Genomic DNA, 15,546 nt, shown 5'->3' on the forward strand with positions numbered 1-15,546 from the left:
CATTTGACGACGCGGTGTGTTTGCTTCTATACTGGTTAGCTGGTGTCTGGACGGGTCCGTCAATTGCATGGCGAGACCCGGATGCCGGGCGCATACAGCTTTGGACAACAGGCAAGGTAGGGCTATGTACGCGATTGTGAAGGCCGGAGGCCATCAGGAGAAGGTCGAGGTCGGTGACCAGATCACGGTCAACCGTCTGGCTGCCAGGAAGGGCGAGTCGGTCGAGTTTCCGGTCGCGCTGGTCGTCGATGGATCCAAGGTGACCATGGCCGCCAAGGATCTGGCAAAGATCTCCGTCAAGGGCGAGGTCGTGGACGACGAGGCCAAGGGCCCCAAGATCAACATCCAGAAGTTCAAGAACAAGACCGGCGTGGCGCGCCGCAAGGGCCACCGCCAGAAGCAGACCGTGGTCAAGATCACGGCCATCGCCTGAGGGCCTAGGTCGAGGTAGGAAAGGAACCAGACATGGCACATAAGAAGGGTGCGTCCAGCTCACGCAACGGGCGCGATTCGAATGCACAGTACCTGGGCGTCAAGAAGTTCGGCGGCGAGGCCGTAGTGGCCGGCAACATCATCGTTCGCCAGCGTGGCACCAAGTTCCATCCTGGCCAGAACGTCGGCCTGGGCAAGGACCACACCCTCTTCGCCCTGACGGACGGAACCGTTCGGTTCGCCAACCGGCGTGACCGCAAGGTCGTTGACGTGCTTACCGCCTGATTGCTCTTTATTGGCATCAGCCAAGGCCATCCCTGTCGTGGGGGTGGCCTTTTTGCATATATGTATGAAGATGCAGGGCATTCAGCTCTCAGGGGCCGCATGTCAGGCCGGATTGAGTACCATGGGCCCCTATGAGCGCATTTGTGGATCAGGTCACCGTCCATGTCAAGGGTGGCGACGGCGGCAATGGGGCGTCCTCCATCCGCCGCGAGAAGTACAAGCCCCTGGCCGGGCCTGATGGAGGCGACGGCGGCCAGGGCGGTTCGGTCATTCTTCAGGCCGATGCCAACGCCACCAGCCTGCTGGACTACCGCTTCCTGCCGCACCGCCAGGCCGAATCAGGCACCATGGGTCTGGGCGGCGACAAGGACGGCAGCCGCGGCCAGGATCTGATTCTGCCGGTGCCTGTGGGCACCGTGGTCTTCACCGCCAAAGGGGGCCAAGGCGAGCGCAAGCAGCCTGGTGAGCGACTGGCCGACCTGGCCCACGTGGGAGACCGGTTCGTTGCAGCCCAAGGCGGCGTGGGCGGCCTGGGCAACCGCTCCCTGGCCACCAAGGCCAGGCGGGCTCCTGGCTTCGCGTTGCTAGGGGATCCCGGGCAGGAGCGCGACCTGGTGCTGGAGCTCAAATCCATCGCCGACGTGGCCCTGGTGGGTTTCCCCAGCGCAGGCAAGTCCAGCCTGGTGGCAGCCATGAGCGCGGCCCGGCCCAAGATCGCCGACTATCCATTCACTACCCTGGTGCCCAACCTGGGCGTGGTCCAGGCAGGGGAAAGCCGCTTTACTATGGCCGATGTGCCAGGGCTGATTCCAGGAGCCTCCCAGGGCAAGGGTCTTGGGCTGGAGTTTCTGCGGCACATCGAGCGTACCGAGATTATCGCCCACGTCATCGATTGTGCCACCTTGGAGCCTGATCGGGACCCCATGAGCGACTACCGGGCCCTGGAAGAGGAGCTTTCCCATTATGCCGACCGCCTGGAGCTTCCTCTGGGAGTCATCCCCATGGCCGAGCGGCCCAGGGTGATCATCCTCAACAAGGCTGACCTGCCGGAAGCTCGCGAACTGGCCGAATTTGTTAGGCCTGACTTCGAGGCCTTGGGTCTCAAGGTCTTTGTGGTCTCCACAGCCTCGCATCAGGGGCTTAAGGAACTGGGCTACTACTTGGCCGGTCTGGTGGACCGCCTGCGCGGGCAGCTGCGTCAGCGGGAAGAGGCTAGGCAGGAGGAACGCGTGGTCATCCGCCCCCTGGAGCGGCGGCGCAGGAGCGGCGACCAGTCCGGGGACTTCACCCTTGAGCGGCATCAGACCCGTTCCGGACAGACCTGGTTCAGGGTCTGCGGAGCCAAGCCCGAGCGTTGGGTCCGCCAGACCAACTTCGACAACGAGGAGGCCGTGGGCTATCTGGCTGACTGCCTGGCCCGGATGGGTGTGGAGGATGCCCTGCGCAAGGCCGGAGCCAGACCTGGGGATGAGGTCCGCATCGGTCCTGGCGACGATGCAGTGGCCTTCGACTGGGATCCGAGTGTGGCAGCCGGCGCTGAAATGCTGGACGGCACCCCCCAGGTGGCCCGGGGTCGTGACCTGCGCCTGGAGGAGAGCCAGGGGCTCAACCGTCGCCGCACCAACAGCGAACGCCGCCGCCAGTACCACCAGATGATGGATGCCCGGCAGGCGGTGCGACAGGTCATGGAGCAGGAACGGCGCCAGGGGCACTGGGCCGACCCCTCCGTGGACGACGATCCCCACGACAGGCAGGGCCTGCTGGGGCGCGGGGACGCGGATGCTGCCAGTTCGGAGGAGGCTGGGCAATGACCGAACGGGAAGGATCTGATGAGGCTGAGATCCGCTCCCGAGTGGCTCAGGCCCGTACCATGGTGGTCAAGGTAGGATCCAGCTCTCTGACCGATCTCCATGGGCACTTGGACCTTGGCCGCCTGCGTTCGCTGGTGGGCGCCCTGGCCTCGGCTGCAGTGAATGGCGCTCGCCTGGTCCTGGTCACTTCCGGGGCCATTGCAGCTGGTTTTGGCACCCTGGGATTCGACGAACGCCCCGGTGATGTGTCCACCCAGCAGGCTACGGCCTCAGTGGGCCAGGGTCTGCTCATGGCTCAGTACGAGACCGCCTTCGCCCGCTATGACATACGGGTTGGCCAGATCCTGATCACCGCTCGTGACACCACCCATGCCGTCCAGTACCGCAACGCCCGGCGCACCCTCTGCCGTCTGTTGGATCTGGGGGTCATCCCCATCGTCAATGAGAACGATGCCCTGGCCAGCAACGAGATCCGTTTCGGCGACAACGACCATCTTTCGGCCCTGATCGCCAACATTGTCAGTGCCGATGCCTTGGTCCTGCTGACTGATGTGGATGCCCTCTACACTGAACCCCCGTTCCAGCCAGGGGCCCACAGGATCGGCTTTGTGCCGGACGTGGCGGCCATTATGGACCAAGTGGATGCCCAGGGGTCCGTCTCTGGGCTGGGAACCGGGGGCATGTCCACCAAGCTGGAGGCTGCGCGGATTGCTGCGGCCTCCGGCATGCCCGTGGTCTTGACTCGCGCCGATCTTGCAGGTCCTGCCCTGGCCGGCGACCGGGTGGGCACCCTCTTCGCCCCCATCCGTCCGCGGGGCTCCTCGCACCGGCTCTGGATCAAGTTCGCATCCCGTCCCCGGGGCGGCTATCTGGTGGATCAGGGGGCCGTCAAAGCTCTGCGCGGTGGTCGGGCCAGCCTGCTGGCAGCTGGTGCCAGATCGGTCCAGGGCGAGTTCTCGGCCGGGGATCCGGTCTGGATTCATGATGAGTCCGGTCACCAGGTGGCCAAGGGTCTGTCCGGCTACGATTCCGAGGAGGCTCAGGACATGCTGGGCCTAAACACCAAGGAGCTCCGCCGCCGACTGGGCGCTCACTATGCCCACCCGCTGGTGCATCGGGACTCTCTGGTCCTGGTCTGAGCGCAGCCCTGGGGGTGGCGGGCGGTAGCATGACAGCATGACTATGGCGCAATGGCAGACCCTGAGCAGACGCATAGATGCGGTGGCCCCCAGTGCCACTCTGGCCGTGGATTCGAAAGCCAAGGCCATGAAGGCCCAGGGCATGAATGTGATCAGCTTCGGTGCCGGCGAACCCAACTTTCCCACGCCTGACCACATCGTGCAGGCAGCGGCCCGAGCCTGCCTGGATCCGAGCAACCATCGCTATACGCCCACGGCGGGCCTGCCCCAACTTAAACAGGCCATCGCCGACAAGACCCTGCGCGACTCGGGTTACCAGATCGACCCGGATCAGGTGGTGGTTACCAACGGTGGCAAGCAGGCCGTCTATGAGACTTTTCAGATCCTGTTGAATCCTGGCGATGAGGTCATCATCCCTGCACCCTACTGGACCAGTTATCCACAGATGGTTCTGCTGGCCGGCGGCCGGCCGGTCCCCGTGCTCAGCGGAGCCGACCATGGCTATATCCCCAGCCTGGAGCAGCTGGAGGCGGCCCGGACCGAGCGCACGCGCGCCATCATTCTCAACGTGCCTGCCAACCCAACCGGGACGGTCTGGGACGACGACCTGGTGGCAGCTGTGGGCCGTTGGGCTGTGGAGCACCAGATCTGGGTGATCAGCGACGAGATCTACGAGCATTTGACCTACCAGGAAGCGCACACCCCCTATCCGGGCGCTCTGGTGCCCCAGGTGCGCAATCAGCTGATTGTGGTCAACGGTGTGGCCAAGACCTATGCCATGACCGGCTGGCGGGTGGGCTGGCTGATTGCCCCCCTGCCGGTGGCCAAGGCGGCCGCCAAGCTTCAGGGACATATGACCTCCAACGTGGCCAACGTCTCCCAGCAGGCGGCCCTGGCGGCCCTGACCGGCGGTTTGGAGGACGTGGAGGCCATGCGGTCGGCCTTCGCCCTGCGTCGGCGGGCCATCGTGGATGCCTTGAACGCCATGCAGGGTGTGACCTGCCCTGAACCCCTGGGTGCCTTCTACGCCTTTGCCGACGTGACTGGCCTGCTGAATCAGCCAGCGGGTCCACAAGGTACGGTCTGTGCCACCTCGGGTGAGCTGGCCGAGGTCATCCTGGAGCAGATCCAGGTGGCGGCCGTGCCAGGCGAGGCCTTCGGCGCGCCTGGCTGCCTGCGCTTCTCCTATGCGCTGGCCGATGACGACCTGGCCGAGGGCATGCGGCGTCTTGGGGACTGGATCAGCGCCTGATCCGGCTCCTGAGCGAAATGCTATGGTGGCAACACGGTTGGACGCAATCCATCCTTTAGGCTAGACTTGCCATTTGGCGGTTTTTCCTCCCTGTCGAGTAGGCTGGTTGGAAGTTCCGATAGGGAAGTGGCGCAATTGGTAGCGCAACGGTCTCCAAAACCGTAGGTTGTGGGTTCGAGTCCCGCCTTCCCTGCCAAGGCTTGCAGCAGATGATGCAGAACAAACGAAGGATGGATGACCATGGCACAGAAGGATGGGGCTGAGGAAGCCAAGCCGAACTTCTTCATGCGTATCGGGCTCTTCATCAAGCAGGTCATCGATGAGATCCGCAAGGTCGTGACCCCCACGGGCAAGGAACTGGTGGGCTGGTCCGTGGCCGTCTTCATCTTTGTGCTCCTGCTGATGATCTTCGTGACTGCGATGGACTTCGGGCTGGGCAAACTAGCCCTCCTGATATTCGGCTGAGCCGTGACAAGGTAGAAGGTGGAGTGATCCATGAGTGATGATCTGACCAGAGAGGGACTGGACCCCGATCAGGCAACTGAGTCGGTCCCGTCGGCATCCGTCGACGCCCCCGCGCAGGAGGATGCCCAGGTCCAGGATCAGCAGCTCGGAACCTCTTCGGAGCAGGCTGAGCAGGACAAGGCATCCGCCGAATCTGCCCAGGCCAAGGATACCCAGGTAGATTCTTCCGATTCTGACGACCAGGCTGACCAGGAGGATCCGGGTCAGCGTGCCGTGGACGAGTTCTCCAAGAAGCTGCGCACTCTTGAGGGCAAGTGGTACGTTCTGCACACTTACTCCGGCTACGAGAAGCGCGTCAAGGCCAACGTGGAGTCCCGCGTGGCCTCCTTCGGCTTGGAGGACAAAGTCTTCCAGGTGGAGATTCCCATGGAGGAGGTCGAAAAGCACACCGACAAGGGCAAGAAGGTCGTCACCCGCGTGCGTGTGCCCGGCTATGTGCTGATTCGCATGTGGCCAGATGAGAACGCCCGCCGCATCATCCGCGACACCGAGGGCGTCACCGGGTTCGTCGGTCCCAGTAAGGAGCCGGCTCCGCTGACCCGCAAAGAGGTCGTCCAGATGATGGCCCCCATGATTGCTTCCGAGGCCTTGAAGGCCGCTGGAGACAAACCCGAGGCTGCCAAGAAGCGCACCATGGAGGTCTCCTACGCCGTCGGTGATCAGGTCACCGTCACTGAAGGACCCTTCGCCACCATGGCCGCCGTGGTCTCTGATGTCGAGCCCACCACGCAGAAGTTGACCGTTCTGGTCTCCATCTTCGGCAGGGACACCCCTGTTGAGCTGGGCTTCGACCAGGTCGAAAAGATCGTCTGAGCGCTGTCGGCCGGTCCCCGGTCGATGAGATAATCGTCGAGCTTGTGCTCCCTTGTGGAGCGCATTGGGAAAGAACAGGTTGCGGGAGGGGACCTATGGTCTCCGACATCACCGCTTCGTAGAAAGAAGAACCAGCATATGGCTGCAAAGAAGAAAGTCACCGCGCTGATCAAGGTGCAGATAGAGGCCGGCAAGGCCAACCCCGCGCCCCCGCTGGGCCCCGCACTGGGTTCCCATGGCGTGAACATCATGGACTTCTGCAAGCAGTACAACGATGCCACCAAGGACAAGATGGGCCAGGTCATCCCCTGCATCATCACTGTCTACGAGGATCGTTCCTTCACCTTCATCACCAAGACCCCGCCGGCAGCAGACCTGCTGCGCAAGGCGGCCGGCGTCTCCAAGGGTGCCGGCAACCCGCTGACCACCAAGGTGGGATCCGTCACCAAGGCCCAGGTCCGCGAGATCGCCCAGACCAAGATGGAGGATCTGTCGGCTCGTGACGTCGAGGCCGGGATGAAGATCATTGAAGGCACCGCCCGATCCATGGGCATCACCGTCACCGACTGAATTTTTTGTTGTGAGCGGTAGGGCATACGCTTGCCCGCACCGCGACTGCTGATAGGAGAAGCAGATGACCAAGCGTTCCAAGAAGTACCGCGAAGCGGCCGAGAAGGTCGATCGCACCAACCTGTACACCCCCGAGGAGGGCATCGCCCTGCTCAAGAGCATGCCTAAGCGCGGGTTTGACGAGACCGTGGAGGCCGTCTACCGCCTGAACGTCGATCCCCGCAAGGCCGACCAGCTGGTTCGCGGCACCGTCAGCCTGCCCAACGGCACCGGCAAGACCGTGCGCGTCCTGGTCTTCGCCCGTGGTCCTCAGGCGACTGCAGCCGCTGAGGCCGGAGCTGACGAGGTTGGCGACGACGAGCTGGTAACCAAGGTCGCCGGCGGCTATCTGGACTTTGATGCCGTGGTGGCCACCCCCGACATGATGGGCAAGGTCGGTCGCCTGGGCCGCGTGTTGGGTCCCCGTGGCCTCATGCCCAACCCCAAGACCGGCACCGTGACCATGGATGTGGCCAAGGCGGTCGCCGAGATCAAGGCCGGACGTATCGAGTTCCGTGTGGACAAGAACGGCAACCTGAGCTTCCCGGTGGGCAAGGTTTCCTTCGAGCAGCAGGCTCTGGAGGAGAACTTCCACGCGGTCGACGAGGAGATCAAGCGTCTGAAGCCGGCCACGGTCAAGGGCCGCTACATCACCAAGGCCACCGTCACCACCACCATGGGCCCGGGCGTTCCTCTGGACACCGCGGTGCTCTGAGTCAGTTCGACTGTTTACTTCCAGGGCGGGAGACCTTCGGGTTCCCGCCCTTTTTACATCTTGGTCTTACGGCAGTTGGTCCGGTATCAGTCAGTCAGCGCCCGGATGCGATCTGCGGATTCTGCCGATGATCAGGGCCGCCTGGAGGACGAAGGATTCTCGCGGGTCCATAGCATCCCAGCCAGTCACCTCCACACAGCGCCTCAACCGGTAGCGCACGGTGTTGGGATGGATGCCTAGCTTCTTGGCGGTGACTTCCAGCGAGTTGCCCGAGCGCAGAAAGGTGAGCAGCGTGGTCGGCAGAGGCCCGTCCGGGTCCTGTCCAGCCAGGCTCATATAGACCTCTTGATAGAGCTGGTCGGCAGCGTCCGTGTCTCCGTTCAGAGCTCGTTCGGGCAGAAGATCGTCGGCGTGCAGTGGTCTGGGTAGGGCGGCAGTGATGGGGTCAGCCACTGCTGGAGCCGCCGCATGCGTGCTCAGGGCAGCTCGGATGGAGTCTTCCGCACCGGAGATTCCATGGCGGAGAGGTCCCAGGCAGACAGCTGATTCGTCGGTGAAGAACCGCAGGATGGATGCGCAGAAGTCGGCTGGGGTGCCTGACCGGTCGGGATTGATCAGGACCACCATGAGCCCCTCGCTCTCGCCCACCAGAGCCCTGCCACCTTGACGGACCACCGTGGTGTGTATGGGCTGGCGGGCGTTCTCCATGCCCTGCCCGTCATCGTTGCCCTGGGCCTCGCCGACGACAGCGAAGCAGTCGAATTCGGTCGGCCAGCCTAAACGGGCCAGATCATCCACCGTCCGTGTGTCTGCCGTTTTCTCGATCAGATGCCGAATGATCCTCGACTCCGTTACTGCCTTGCGGCCGCTCCGCGTCTCTGCCAGGTCGGCGTAGAGCTCGGCTGCTGCGGTGGCGGCTTGGCGGGTGTAGACCAGTGTGGCTCGTTCCCCTTCGGCTCCCATGGTCCGGCCAGCCTCCTCAAGCATGTCCAGAATGACCTGGGTCAGCTCCATGGCTCTGTGCGGACCTAGGCTTCGGGAGAGCTCGGCTGGTACGGGTGAGGGGACTTCGCTGTCTTCAGTGCCTTGGGTGTCAAGTCGGGACAGCAGGTCGTCCAGAGCCGTTTGAATGGCCCCCTCTAAGGTTCTGTGTCCATCAGCGGGCAAGGACCTGGCCCAGGGCAACGCCTCCTGCAGATGATCCAGTGTCTTCAGGAGAATCTGCTCCATGGCGGCATCGGAGGCAGTAGGTGCCCGGTGAGCTTGCTGCGCCTCGGCAGGTTCATCGTCCTTCGGTCTGGACCGCTTCGACTTGCCGATCATGTCGGCCGGTCCATCAGGTTTTCGGCGCGGGCACGGCGGCTCTGCCGGACCATGTCCAGGATCAGGAAGGGCACTGCCATGTCCACCGGCAGCATGTGCCGTTCGAAGTTGTTGGCTGGGGCGGTGATCATGACCCCCATGATCAGCAGGAGGGGGAACCAGCCCAGGGCCCCGCGCCAGTGGCCGGCTGCCAGGCGGGCGACGATCAGCAGCAGGGCGGCCACCACCCAGAAGTTGGCCCGTGCCACCAGGCCCAGCAGGGGGGTGTCTGCCCAGGTTCTGACGAATCCGGTCACCCCATTGCGCCAGTCATGGCACCAGGCCGCCAGCCAGGAGCCCGAGTTCTGCACGTAGCCGTTGTTGATGTAGTAGGACATGGCCACGTAGGCAGGGTCGCCGGGGTCGAAGTACCCGTAGGATTCGGCCATGAAGGCATCCAGGTAGATCATCGGGTTGCGTCGTCCCACCTGGAGCCAGGCCTGATTCAGCCGGGACAGCTGCTCGGGCGTGACGGTTCTCCATCGATAGACGATCAGTTTGGGCTGGTTGCCCGAGGACTTGACCCGGTCTGCCTCCCAGGGGGTGTACTGGATGGCGGCATTGTCCAGGTCCATGATGGGCTCAAGGTCGGCCCTCGCCTGGGCCGGAATCCCCTGAGGATTGCGCTGGGCCACCCGGGCGATCTGCTGCAGTTGGATGCTGCGGCTCTCCACTGGGTCGCCCTTGATGACCGTCCCTGTGGCCGTCAGGGCGCCGGTCACCCCTGTGAACAGGACCAGGGGCAGCAGGAGACCTATCAGGATGGTGGCCCACTGGCGACGGTGGATGATCAGGGCCAGAACCAGCTGGGCCAGGACGATGTAAAGGCCATACTTGGCGCTGATCAGCATGGTCAGGGTGCTCAAGGCGAGGGCAGGTCGCAGTCGGGCCGCCTGGCTTGCGTACAGTGGCGAGTTCTTGTCCGCTGACTCCAGCTGGTGCCAGATGCCGAACCACCAGACGAAGGCGAAGGCGAAGAGTGGGGATTTGGTCAGGCTGAAGGTGCTGAAGACTACAAAGGGGGAGAAGAGGAAGAAGATCATGACCAGGGTGCGGGCCAGGGCCCCGAAATGTTCGGTTTTACTGCCACGCAGGAAGCGGTCGGCAGTGACGGCGCAGCAGAAGGCCGCAAAGATCACCTGCAACCCCGCTAGGAGTACGATGCCCGCGTCATAGGATCCGGTCAGATGGTTGGAGGCCATGATGGTCATCCCGTAAAACAGGGTCAGCACTATGTTGTGCTGGTCGGTCAGGAAGGCCGGGTGAACAGGCCACAGGTAATGACCGATGGGGTAGACGTCCATCTGGGTGAAGGCATTGCCGCCGTAGGGGGGCTGATCGCCCTGCAGCTGAGCCAGGAAGTTGGCGCATTCCTGGGCCTGTGCATACAGGTCGGCCCCGTAGGCGGCCAGCAGGGTAAGAAAGGCCCAGGCCCAGCCCAGCAGGAGCAGACGCATGATGGGTCGCCAGCCGCTGGTTTGTCTGGTGATGAAGGCCGCGTAGGCACGCATCCGTGGGCGCTGTGCCAGGGCGGTCAGCCGCTGCGGCATCCTGAGGGGTTTGCAACCCAGCAGAATCCGGCGGCAGACCAGGACCAGTGCTAGGCAGATGGCCAGGGTTCCCAGCATGATCAGCACCTGGAGCAGACCCACCTGTGTCAGCGAACCCTGCTGCCGGTAGATGGGGCCCAGTCCAGTGCAGAAGGCAATCCAGAGGCAGGCCAGCAAGGCCAGGACAAGGCCGACGGTCCGGGATGCACGAGACCCAGGTCTCCCGGTCTGCAAGGCAGATGTCTGCACAGGTTGTTCGCCCACCTCTCTCGCTTGCGCCCGTCCGCTGTCTGCGCTCAAAAGAACCCCTTTCGCGGGTCATGCCTGGTGTACGGCTTCCCCATTTTATCCAGTGCCTGTCCGAGGATGCGCTCTGAGCTATCCAATGGTCGCCTGTGAAAAGATACAAAAATCGGGCGCCGCTTTTGTGGGTGGTTCGCTACCGGGGCTGACCCCTTGTGCCGTATAGTGGAACGCGTGCCTCATCAGAATATCAAGTGGCAGCCTTCGGCATCGCTGGACAGCGGCGTACTCTCCTCGATCGTGGTGCTCGACACCGTCGATTCGACCAATACGCTCGTGGCTCATGCTCTGGAAGCCTCGACGTATTCGGATGCGCGCGACCGGGTCGAGCGGCTGTTTGGGGGCGGTGAATCGACAACGAGCACGGAGACCGTGAAGGGACTGGCCTCTGGCACAAGGGGAAAAGCCGAAGATACGCCTCGAAAAAATGCCCGTCAGGGTGTTTCTACGACTACACGGTACGAGGGAAGAGTCGCAAGTAGGGGTATTCGGCGATGGCCGGGCGCCGGGAAGAGCACCATGCCGCTGAGTGTAGCGGTTGCCGATGCGCAATCCCGGTGCCGCGGTCGTCTTGCCCGAACCTGGGTCAATCAGGCCCGATGCTCCCTGCTGGCCACTTGGGCCCTGCCGCTGCCCACCGGACTGCTGACTGGACCCTTTGGCGGATGGATGCCCATGGTGGCGGGGCTGGCTGCTCTGGAAGGCCTGCAGGATGTGCTTGAGTACCACGGCTGCCCGCTGGCTGACGGCGGCGACCCTGAAAGGGTCCTGACCCTCAAATGGCCCAATGATCTGTTTTGCCGCGGGGCCAAGCTGGGGGGTATCCTCTGCGAACTGGTCCGGGTGGATCAGGACTGGTCGGCCCTGGTTGTCGGCATCGGCATCAACCTGTTCCTGCCACGGCAGGCGCTGCCCATTGCGGAGTCCACATCCTTGCAGCTGCATTACCAGGACCTGCCCGACTATCAGACCCTTCGCGACGATCTGGTCGATGCCATCAGCTGGCACCTGAGCGAGGAGATGGCCCCCCTTGGCCTTGACGGTTCGCTGGATAGGACCTTGAACGGGCCCCAGGGTCTTCGCTCGCGGATTGCCGCGCTCAGCTGGACGCTGGGCAAGCGGGTCAGGGTCGTCCCCGTGGCCGGTGAGCCCGTGGAGGGCCGTGCTTTGGAGATCAACCCGGATGCCTCCCTGCGGGTGCAGCTGACGGATGGCGACCAGGTCGACGTATCTACGGCAGACGTGGGTGTCCTGCCTGAAGTGGCCGCTGTGGGGGCCTAATCCCCACCCTGTTCATGCTTTCCGTCAGTCCAATCACCCTTGATCAACCAGTGAGGAGAGGGGAATGAAAAAACTGCTGATCGCCAACCGCGGCGAGATAGCCCTGCGGGTTGTGCGCACAGCCCAGGAGATGGGCATCGCCACCGTGGCCGTCTATGCCGACCAGGATCGGGATGCCCCCTATGCCCAGATGGCGGATGAGGCCTACCTCCTGCCTGGGGACACCAACATGGAGACCTACCTGAACGAGGATCTGATCGTCTCCATCGCCCGCCGGGCCGGCGCTGATGCCCTTCACCCGGGATACGGCTTCCTGTCCGAGTTCTCCTCCTTCGCCCGCAAGGTGCTTGATGCGGGCATCACCTGGGTGGGGCCGGATCCAGAGGTCCTGGACGAGCTGGGCGACAAGATCACCGCCTGCAAGGTGGCCGAGCGGGCCAGGGTGCCTGTGGTGCCTGGCCTGAGCGAGCCCGTCACCGACATGCGCCCCCTGCTGGACTTCGCCGACGAGCACGGCTATCCGGTCATGATGAAGAAGGCTGACGGCGGCGGCGGCCGGGGGATAACCCTGATCAACGACAGCGACGAGCTGCGCACCTTCTACATGAACCATGATGCTCTTCAGGGCGGCGACCTGGGCGACTACTTCATCGAGAAGTTCGTGGACCGCGCCCGACATGTGGAGACCCAGTCCGGCAGGGACAGCCACGGCCAGTTCACCGTCTATTCCACCAGGGACTGCTCGGTTCAGCGCCGCAACCAGAAGCTGGTGGAGGAGGCCCCGGCTCCCTTCCTGTCCGACGATGTGATCGCCCAGCTGGAGGGGTTCTCCCGCCGTCTGTTCGACACGGTGGGCTATGTGGGCCTGGGCACCTGCGAGTTTCTGGTCACTCCCAGGGATGACGTCTACTTCATGGAGGTCAACCCCCGGCTGCAGGTGGAGCATACGGTCAGCGAGCAGGTCTGCGGACTGGACCTGGTCCGCGAGCAACTGCGGATCGCTGACGGCGGCTCCCTGAATGTGGCGCCTCCGCCCCGAGGCCACAGCTTCGAGCTGCGCATCACCAGCGAGGACCCGGCCACCAACCTGACCCCCAGCTCAGGGACCATCGAGTCGATTCAGTGGCCTTCCGGCCCCGGCATCCGCGTGGACTCGGGTGTCGAGGTGGGCGACACGGTCTCGCCCAGGGACGACTCCATGATGGGCAAGCTGATCGTGACCGCCCAGGACCGCCCGGCCGCCGTGGCCAGGGTTCGCCGGGCCCTGCGCGAGATGAGCATCAGCGGGGTCCCCACCCCGGCCGGCCTCTTCCAGAAGATCTTCACCAACCCCGAGTTCACCGCCGAGGACGGGCACTCCTTCGATGTGTCGACCAAGTGGCTGGAACGGGTTTACCTGAATGTGGAGCCTGCCTCCAACGGCAGCGGCCAGCCAGCCTCGGTCTCCGGCGCCTCCGCCCAGGAACAGGACCGGGACAGCGATCCCATGGAGACCTACAACGTGGAGATCGACGACAAGCGGGTCAGGTTGGCCCTGCCCCAGTCACTGCTGGGAGGCATGGGCGGCGTCGGCGGCCATGGCGGCATTTCCCGGCCCCGGCAGCCCCTGCGCGGGCGCGGGCTTCGGGATCAGGAGCCTGGCGCCCCCCGGCAGGATGCAGCCCGGTCCGGCATCATCGTAGCCACCATGCAGGCGGTGGTCACCCGCATCAACGTGGCCCCCGACCAGGAGGTGGACAAGGGCGACCTGCTGGTGGTTCTGGAGTCCATGAAGATGGAGAACTACGTCTATGCCCCGGCCAAGGGGCGTGTGAAGACCATCGATGTGTCCGTGGCACAAGGGGTGGATCCGGGCCAGACCCTGGTCACCCTGGATCTGGGCGGGGAGGAGCAGGCATGAGCGTCACCGAATCCACCTTGGGCTCCCAGCCGGTGCGCCAGGGCGTCCACCGGGCCGCCGCCCTGGCCAAGCAGGCCGAGGAGCACGCCCGCGACCGTCAGCATGCCAAGGGCAAGCAAACCGCCCGGGAGCGTTTGGATCTGCTTTTCGACAAGGACACCTTCGAGGAGGTGGGCCGCTTCGCCGGCGGCGACATCGCCGGGGACCGGGCGGGCTCTGCGGTCATCACCGGCTTCGGCCTGGTCTACGGGCGCAAGGTCGGCGTCTATGCCCAGGACTTCTCCGTTAGGGGCGGCACCCTGGGCCGGGCCGAGGGCGAGAAGATCTGCCGGCTCATGGACATGGCCCTGCGTATCAAGGTCCCCATCGTGGCCATGATCGACTCGGGCGGCGCCCGCATCCAGGAGGGTGTGGCTGCCTTGACCCAGTACGGACGCATCTTTCGCAAGACCTGTCAGGCCAGCGGCTTCGTTCCGCAGATTTCCCTGATCCTGGGGCCCTGCGCAGGCGGTGCTGTCTACTGCCCGGCGCTGACCGACCTGATCATCATGACCAAGGAGAACTCCGACATGTTCGTCACTGGTCCTGATGTTGTCAAGGCGGCCACCGGCGAGACCATCAGCATGGACCAGCTGGGCGGCGGCTACGTGCACAACACCCGTTCCGGCGTGGCCCACTACCTGGGTGAGGACGAGGCCGACGCCATCGACTACGCCAGGACCGTCCTGGCCTACCTGCCTGCCAACAGCGGACAGGAGCCTCCCCGGTACGCTTTCATCTCCGGCCATGCCGAGCGCCAGGCCGCCAAACGCCTGGCCACGGTCATCCCCGAGAACGACCGGCAGCCCTACGACGTGCTGGACGTCATCCACGCCATCGTCGACTACGGCGAGCTGGTTCAGGTCCAGGAGCTCTACGCCCGGTCCATCGTTGTGGGCTTCGCCTGCCTGGAGGGCCGGCCGGTGGGAATCGTGGCCAACCAGCCCATGGTGGACGCAGGCAGCCTGGATGTGGAATCCTCCGAGAAGCTGGCCCGCTTTGTCCGCCTCTGCGACGCCTTCAATCTGCCGGTCATCACCCTGGTGGACACCCCTGGCTACAAGCCGGGATCGGACCAGGAGCACGCCGGCATCATCCGCCGGGGGGCCAAGGTCATCTACGCCTATGCCAACGCCCAGGTGCCCATGGTCACCATTGTGCTGCGCAAGGCCTTTGGCGGCTCCTACATCGTCATGGGCTCCAAGGCCATCGGCGCGGACCTCAACTACGCCTGGCCCTCCTCGCAGATCGCCGTGCTGGGAGCCCAGGGCGCGGTCAACATCATCCACCGGCGCGACCTGCAGGAGGCCAAGGAGGCCGGCCGGGACGTGGATGAGCTGCGAAACAGGCTGGCCCAGGAGTACGAAACCAGCACCGTCAACGCCAATCTCTCCCTGGAGATGGGCGAGCTGGACGGCATGATCGACCCCGAGCAGACCAGACCGGTCCTGGTTCAGGCCATGGACCTCCTGGCAGACAAGCAACGCGTCAGGGTCAACGACAAGCACCACGGCAACCAGCCTCTGTGAA

The 15,546-nt window shown here is 64.1% G+C and carries 14 protein-coding genes and 1 tRNA gene; 13 read left to right on the forward strand and 2 right to left on the reverse strand.

Features of this window, described 5'->3' with window-relative positions; genetic code table 11:
- The first annotated feature begins 124 nt into the window (after window positions 1–124).
- From rplU to rplA, 10 genes are all read left to right on the forward strand, one after another.
- A complete protein-coding gene (gene rplU / locus CI603_RS02985; RefSeq protein WP_024626855.1) occupies window positions 125–433 on the forward strand; it encodes a 50S ribosomal protein L21 in 309 nt (102 codons plus the stop codon).
- A gap of 32 nt (window positions 434–465) precedes the next feature.
- The gene (gene rpmA / locus CI603_RS02990) at window positions 466–717 is read left to right on the forward strand and encodes a 50S ribosomal protein L27 (protein ID WP_015022457.1); all 252 of its coding nucleotides are present in this window, start codon (window positions 466–468) and stop codon (window positions 715–717) included.
- A 131-nt stretch (window positions 718–848) separates the two neighbouring features.
- The gene (gene obgE, locus CI603_RS02995; protein ID WP_121912971.1) at window positions 849–2,528 is read left to right on the forward strand and encodes a GTPase ObgE; all 1,680 of its coding nucleotides are present in this window, start codon (window positions 849–851) and stop codon (window positions 2,526–2,528) included.
- Window positions 2,525–3,667, forward strand: a complete 1,143-nt coding sequence (proB, locus tag CI603_RS03000) for a glutamate 5-kinase (RefSeq protein ID WP_121912972.1) — start codon at window positions 2,525–2,527, stop codon at window positions 3,665–3,667. Before obgE ends, proB begins: the two co-directional genes overlap by 4 nt.
- A gap of 43 nt (window positions 3,668–3,710) precedes the next feature.
- Window positions 3,711–4,919: a pyridoxal phosphate-dependent aminotransferase gene (locus tag CI603_RS03005; RefSeq protein WP_183122222.1), complete on the forward strand. Its 1,209-nt coding sequence runs from the start codon at window positions 3,711–3,713 to the stop codon at window positions 4,917–4,919.
- Window positions 4,920–5,039: 120 nt separating this feature from the next.
- Window positions 5,040–5,115, forward strand: a tRNA-Trp gene (locus tag CI603_RS03010).
- Between the two features lie 44 nt (window positions 5,116–5,159).
- Window positions 5,160–5,384, forward strand: coding sequence for a preprotein translocase subunit SecE (gene secE, locus CI603_RS03015; protein ID WP_046323894.1), 225 nt, complete (start codon window positions 5,160–5,162; stop codon window positions 5,382–5,384).
- A 30-nt stretch (window positions 5,385–5,414) separates the two neighbouring features.
- The gene (gene nusG, locus CI603_RS03020; protein ID WP_121912974.1) at window positions 5,415–6,257 is read left to right on the forward strand and encodes a transcription termination/antitermination protein NusG; all 843 of its coding nucleotides are present in this window, start codon (window positions 5,415–5,417) and stop codon (window positions 6,255–6,257) included.
- A 138-nt stretch (window positions 6,258–6,395) separates the two neighbouring features.
- Complete coding sequence (gene rplK, locus CI603_RS03025) at window positions 6,396–6,827, forward strand: 50S ribosomal protein L11 (RefSeq protein WP_015022451.1); 432 nt, start codon at window positions 6,396–6,398, stop codon at window positions 6,825–6,827.
- Between the two features lie 64 nt (window positions 6,828–6,891).
- Window positions 6,892–7,581: a 50S ribosomal protein L1 gene (rplA, locus tag CI603_RS03030; protein ID WP_121912975.1), complete on the forward strand. Its 690-nt coding sequence runs from the start codon at window positions 6,892–6,894 to the stop codon at window positions 7,579–7,581.
- Window positions 7,582–7,671: 90 nt separating this feature from the next.
- Here rplA and CI603_RS03035 read toward each other — a convergent pair whose 3' ends face one another.
- Both CI603_RS03035 and CI603_RS08935 read right to left on the reverse strand, forming a co-directional pair.
- Window positions 7,672–8,904, reverse strand: coding sequence for a CdaR family transcriptional regulator (locus tag CI603_RS03035; RefSeq protein ID WP_121912976.1), 1,233 nt, complete (start codon window positions 8,902–8,904; stop codon window positions 7,672–7,674).
- On the reverse strand, window positions 8,901–10,793 hold the full coding sequence (locus tag CI603_RS08935; RefSeq protein ID WP_147438272.1) for a DUF6020 family protein: 1,893 nt from the start codon (window positions 10,791–10,793) through the stop codon (window positions 8,901–8,903). Before CI603_RS08935 ends, CI603_RS03035 begins: the two co-directional genes overlap by 4 nt.
- A 177-nt stretch (window positions 10,794–10,970) precedes the next feature.
- Here CI603_RS08935 and CI603_RS03055 point away from each other — a divergent pair, with 177 nt between their 5' ends.
- The 3 genes from CI603_RS03055 to CI603_RS03065 all read left to right on the forward strand — a co-directional run bounded on the left by CI603_RS03055 (window position 10,971) and on the right by CI603_RS03065 (window position 15,545).
- On the forward strand, window positions 10,971–12,077 hold the full coding sequence (locus tag CI603_RS03055; protein ID WP_147438273.1) for a biotin--[acetyl-CoA-carboxylase] ligase: 1,107 nt from the start codon (window positions 10,971–10,973) through the stop codon (window positions 12,075–12,077).
- 64 nt (window positions 12,078–12,141) lie between these two features.
- Window positions 12,142–13,977: a biotin carboxylase N-terminal domain-containing protein gene (locus CI603_RS03060; protein WP_046323362.1), complete on the forward strand. Its 1,836-nt coding sequence runs from the start codon at window positions 12,142–12,144 to the stop codon at window positions 13,975–13,977.
- Window positions 13,974–15,545 carry an acyl-CoA carboxylase subunit beta gene (locus CI603_RS03065; protein ID WP_121912981.1) on the forward strand — a complete coding sequence of 524 codons (1,572 nt, stop codon included), beginning with the start codon at window positions 13,974–13,976 and terminating at the stop codon, window positions 15,543–15,545. The genes CI603_RS03060 and CI603_RS03065 overlap by 4 nt, the downstream gene beginning before the upstream one ends.
- Window position 15,546: the final 1 nt, after the last annotated feature.

It is taken from the genome of Bifidobacterium sp. wkB338 (genome assembly GCF_003688325.1).
Taxonomy (GTDB): domain Bacteria; phylum Actinomycetota; class Actinomycetes; order Actinomycetales; family Bifidobacteriaceae; genus Bombiscardovia; species Bombiscardovia polysaccharolytica.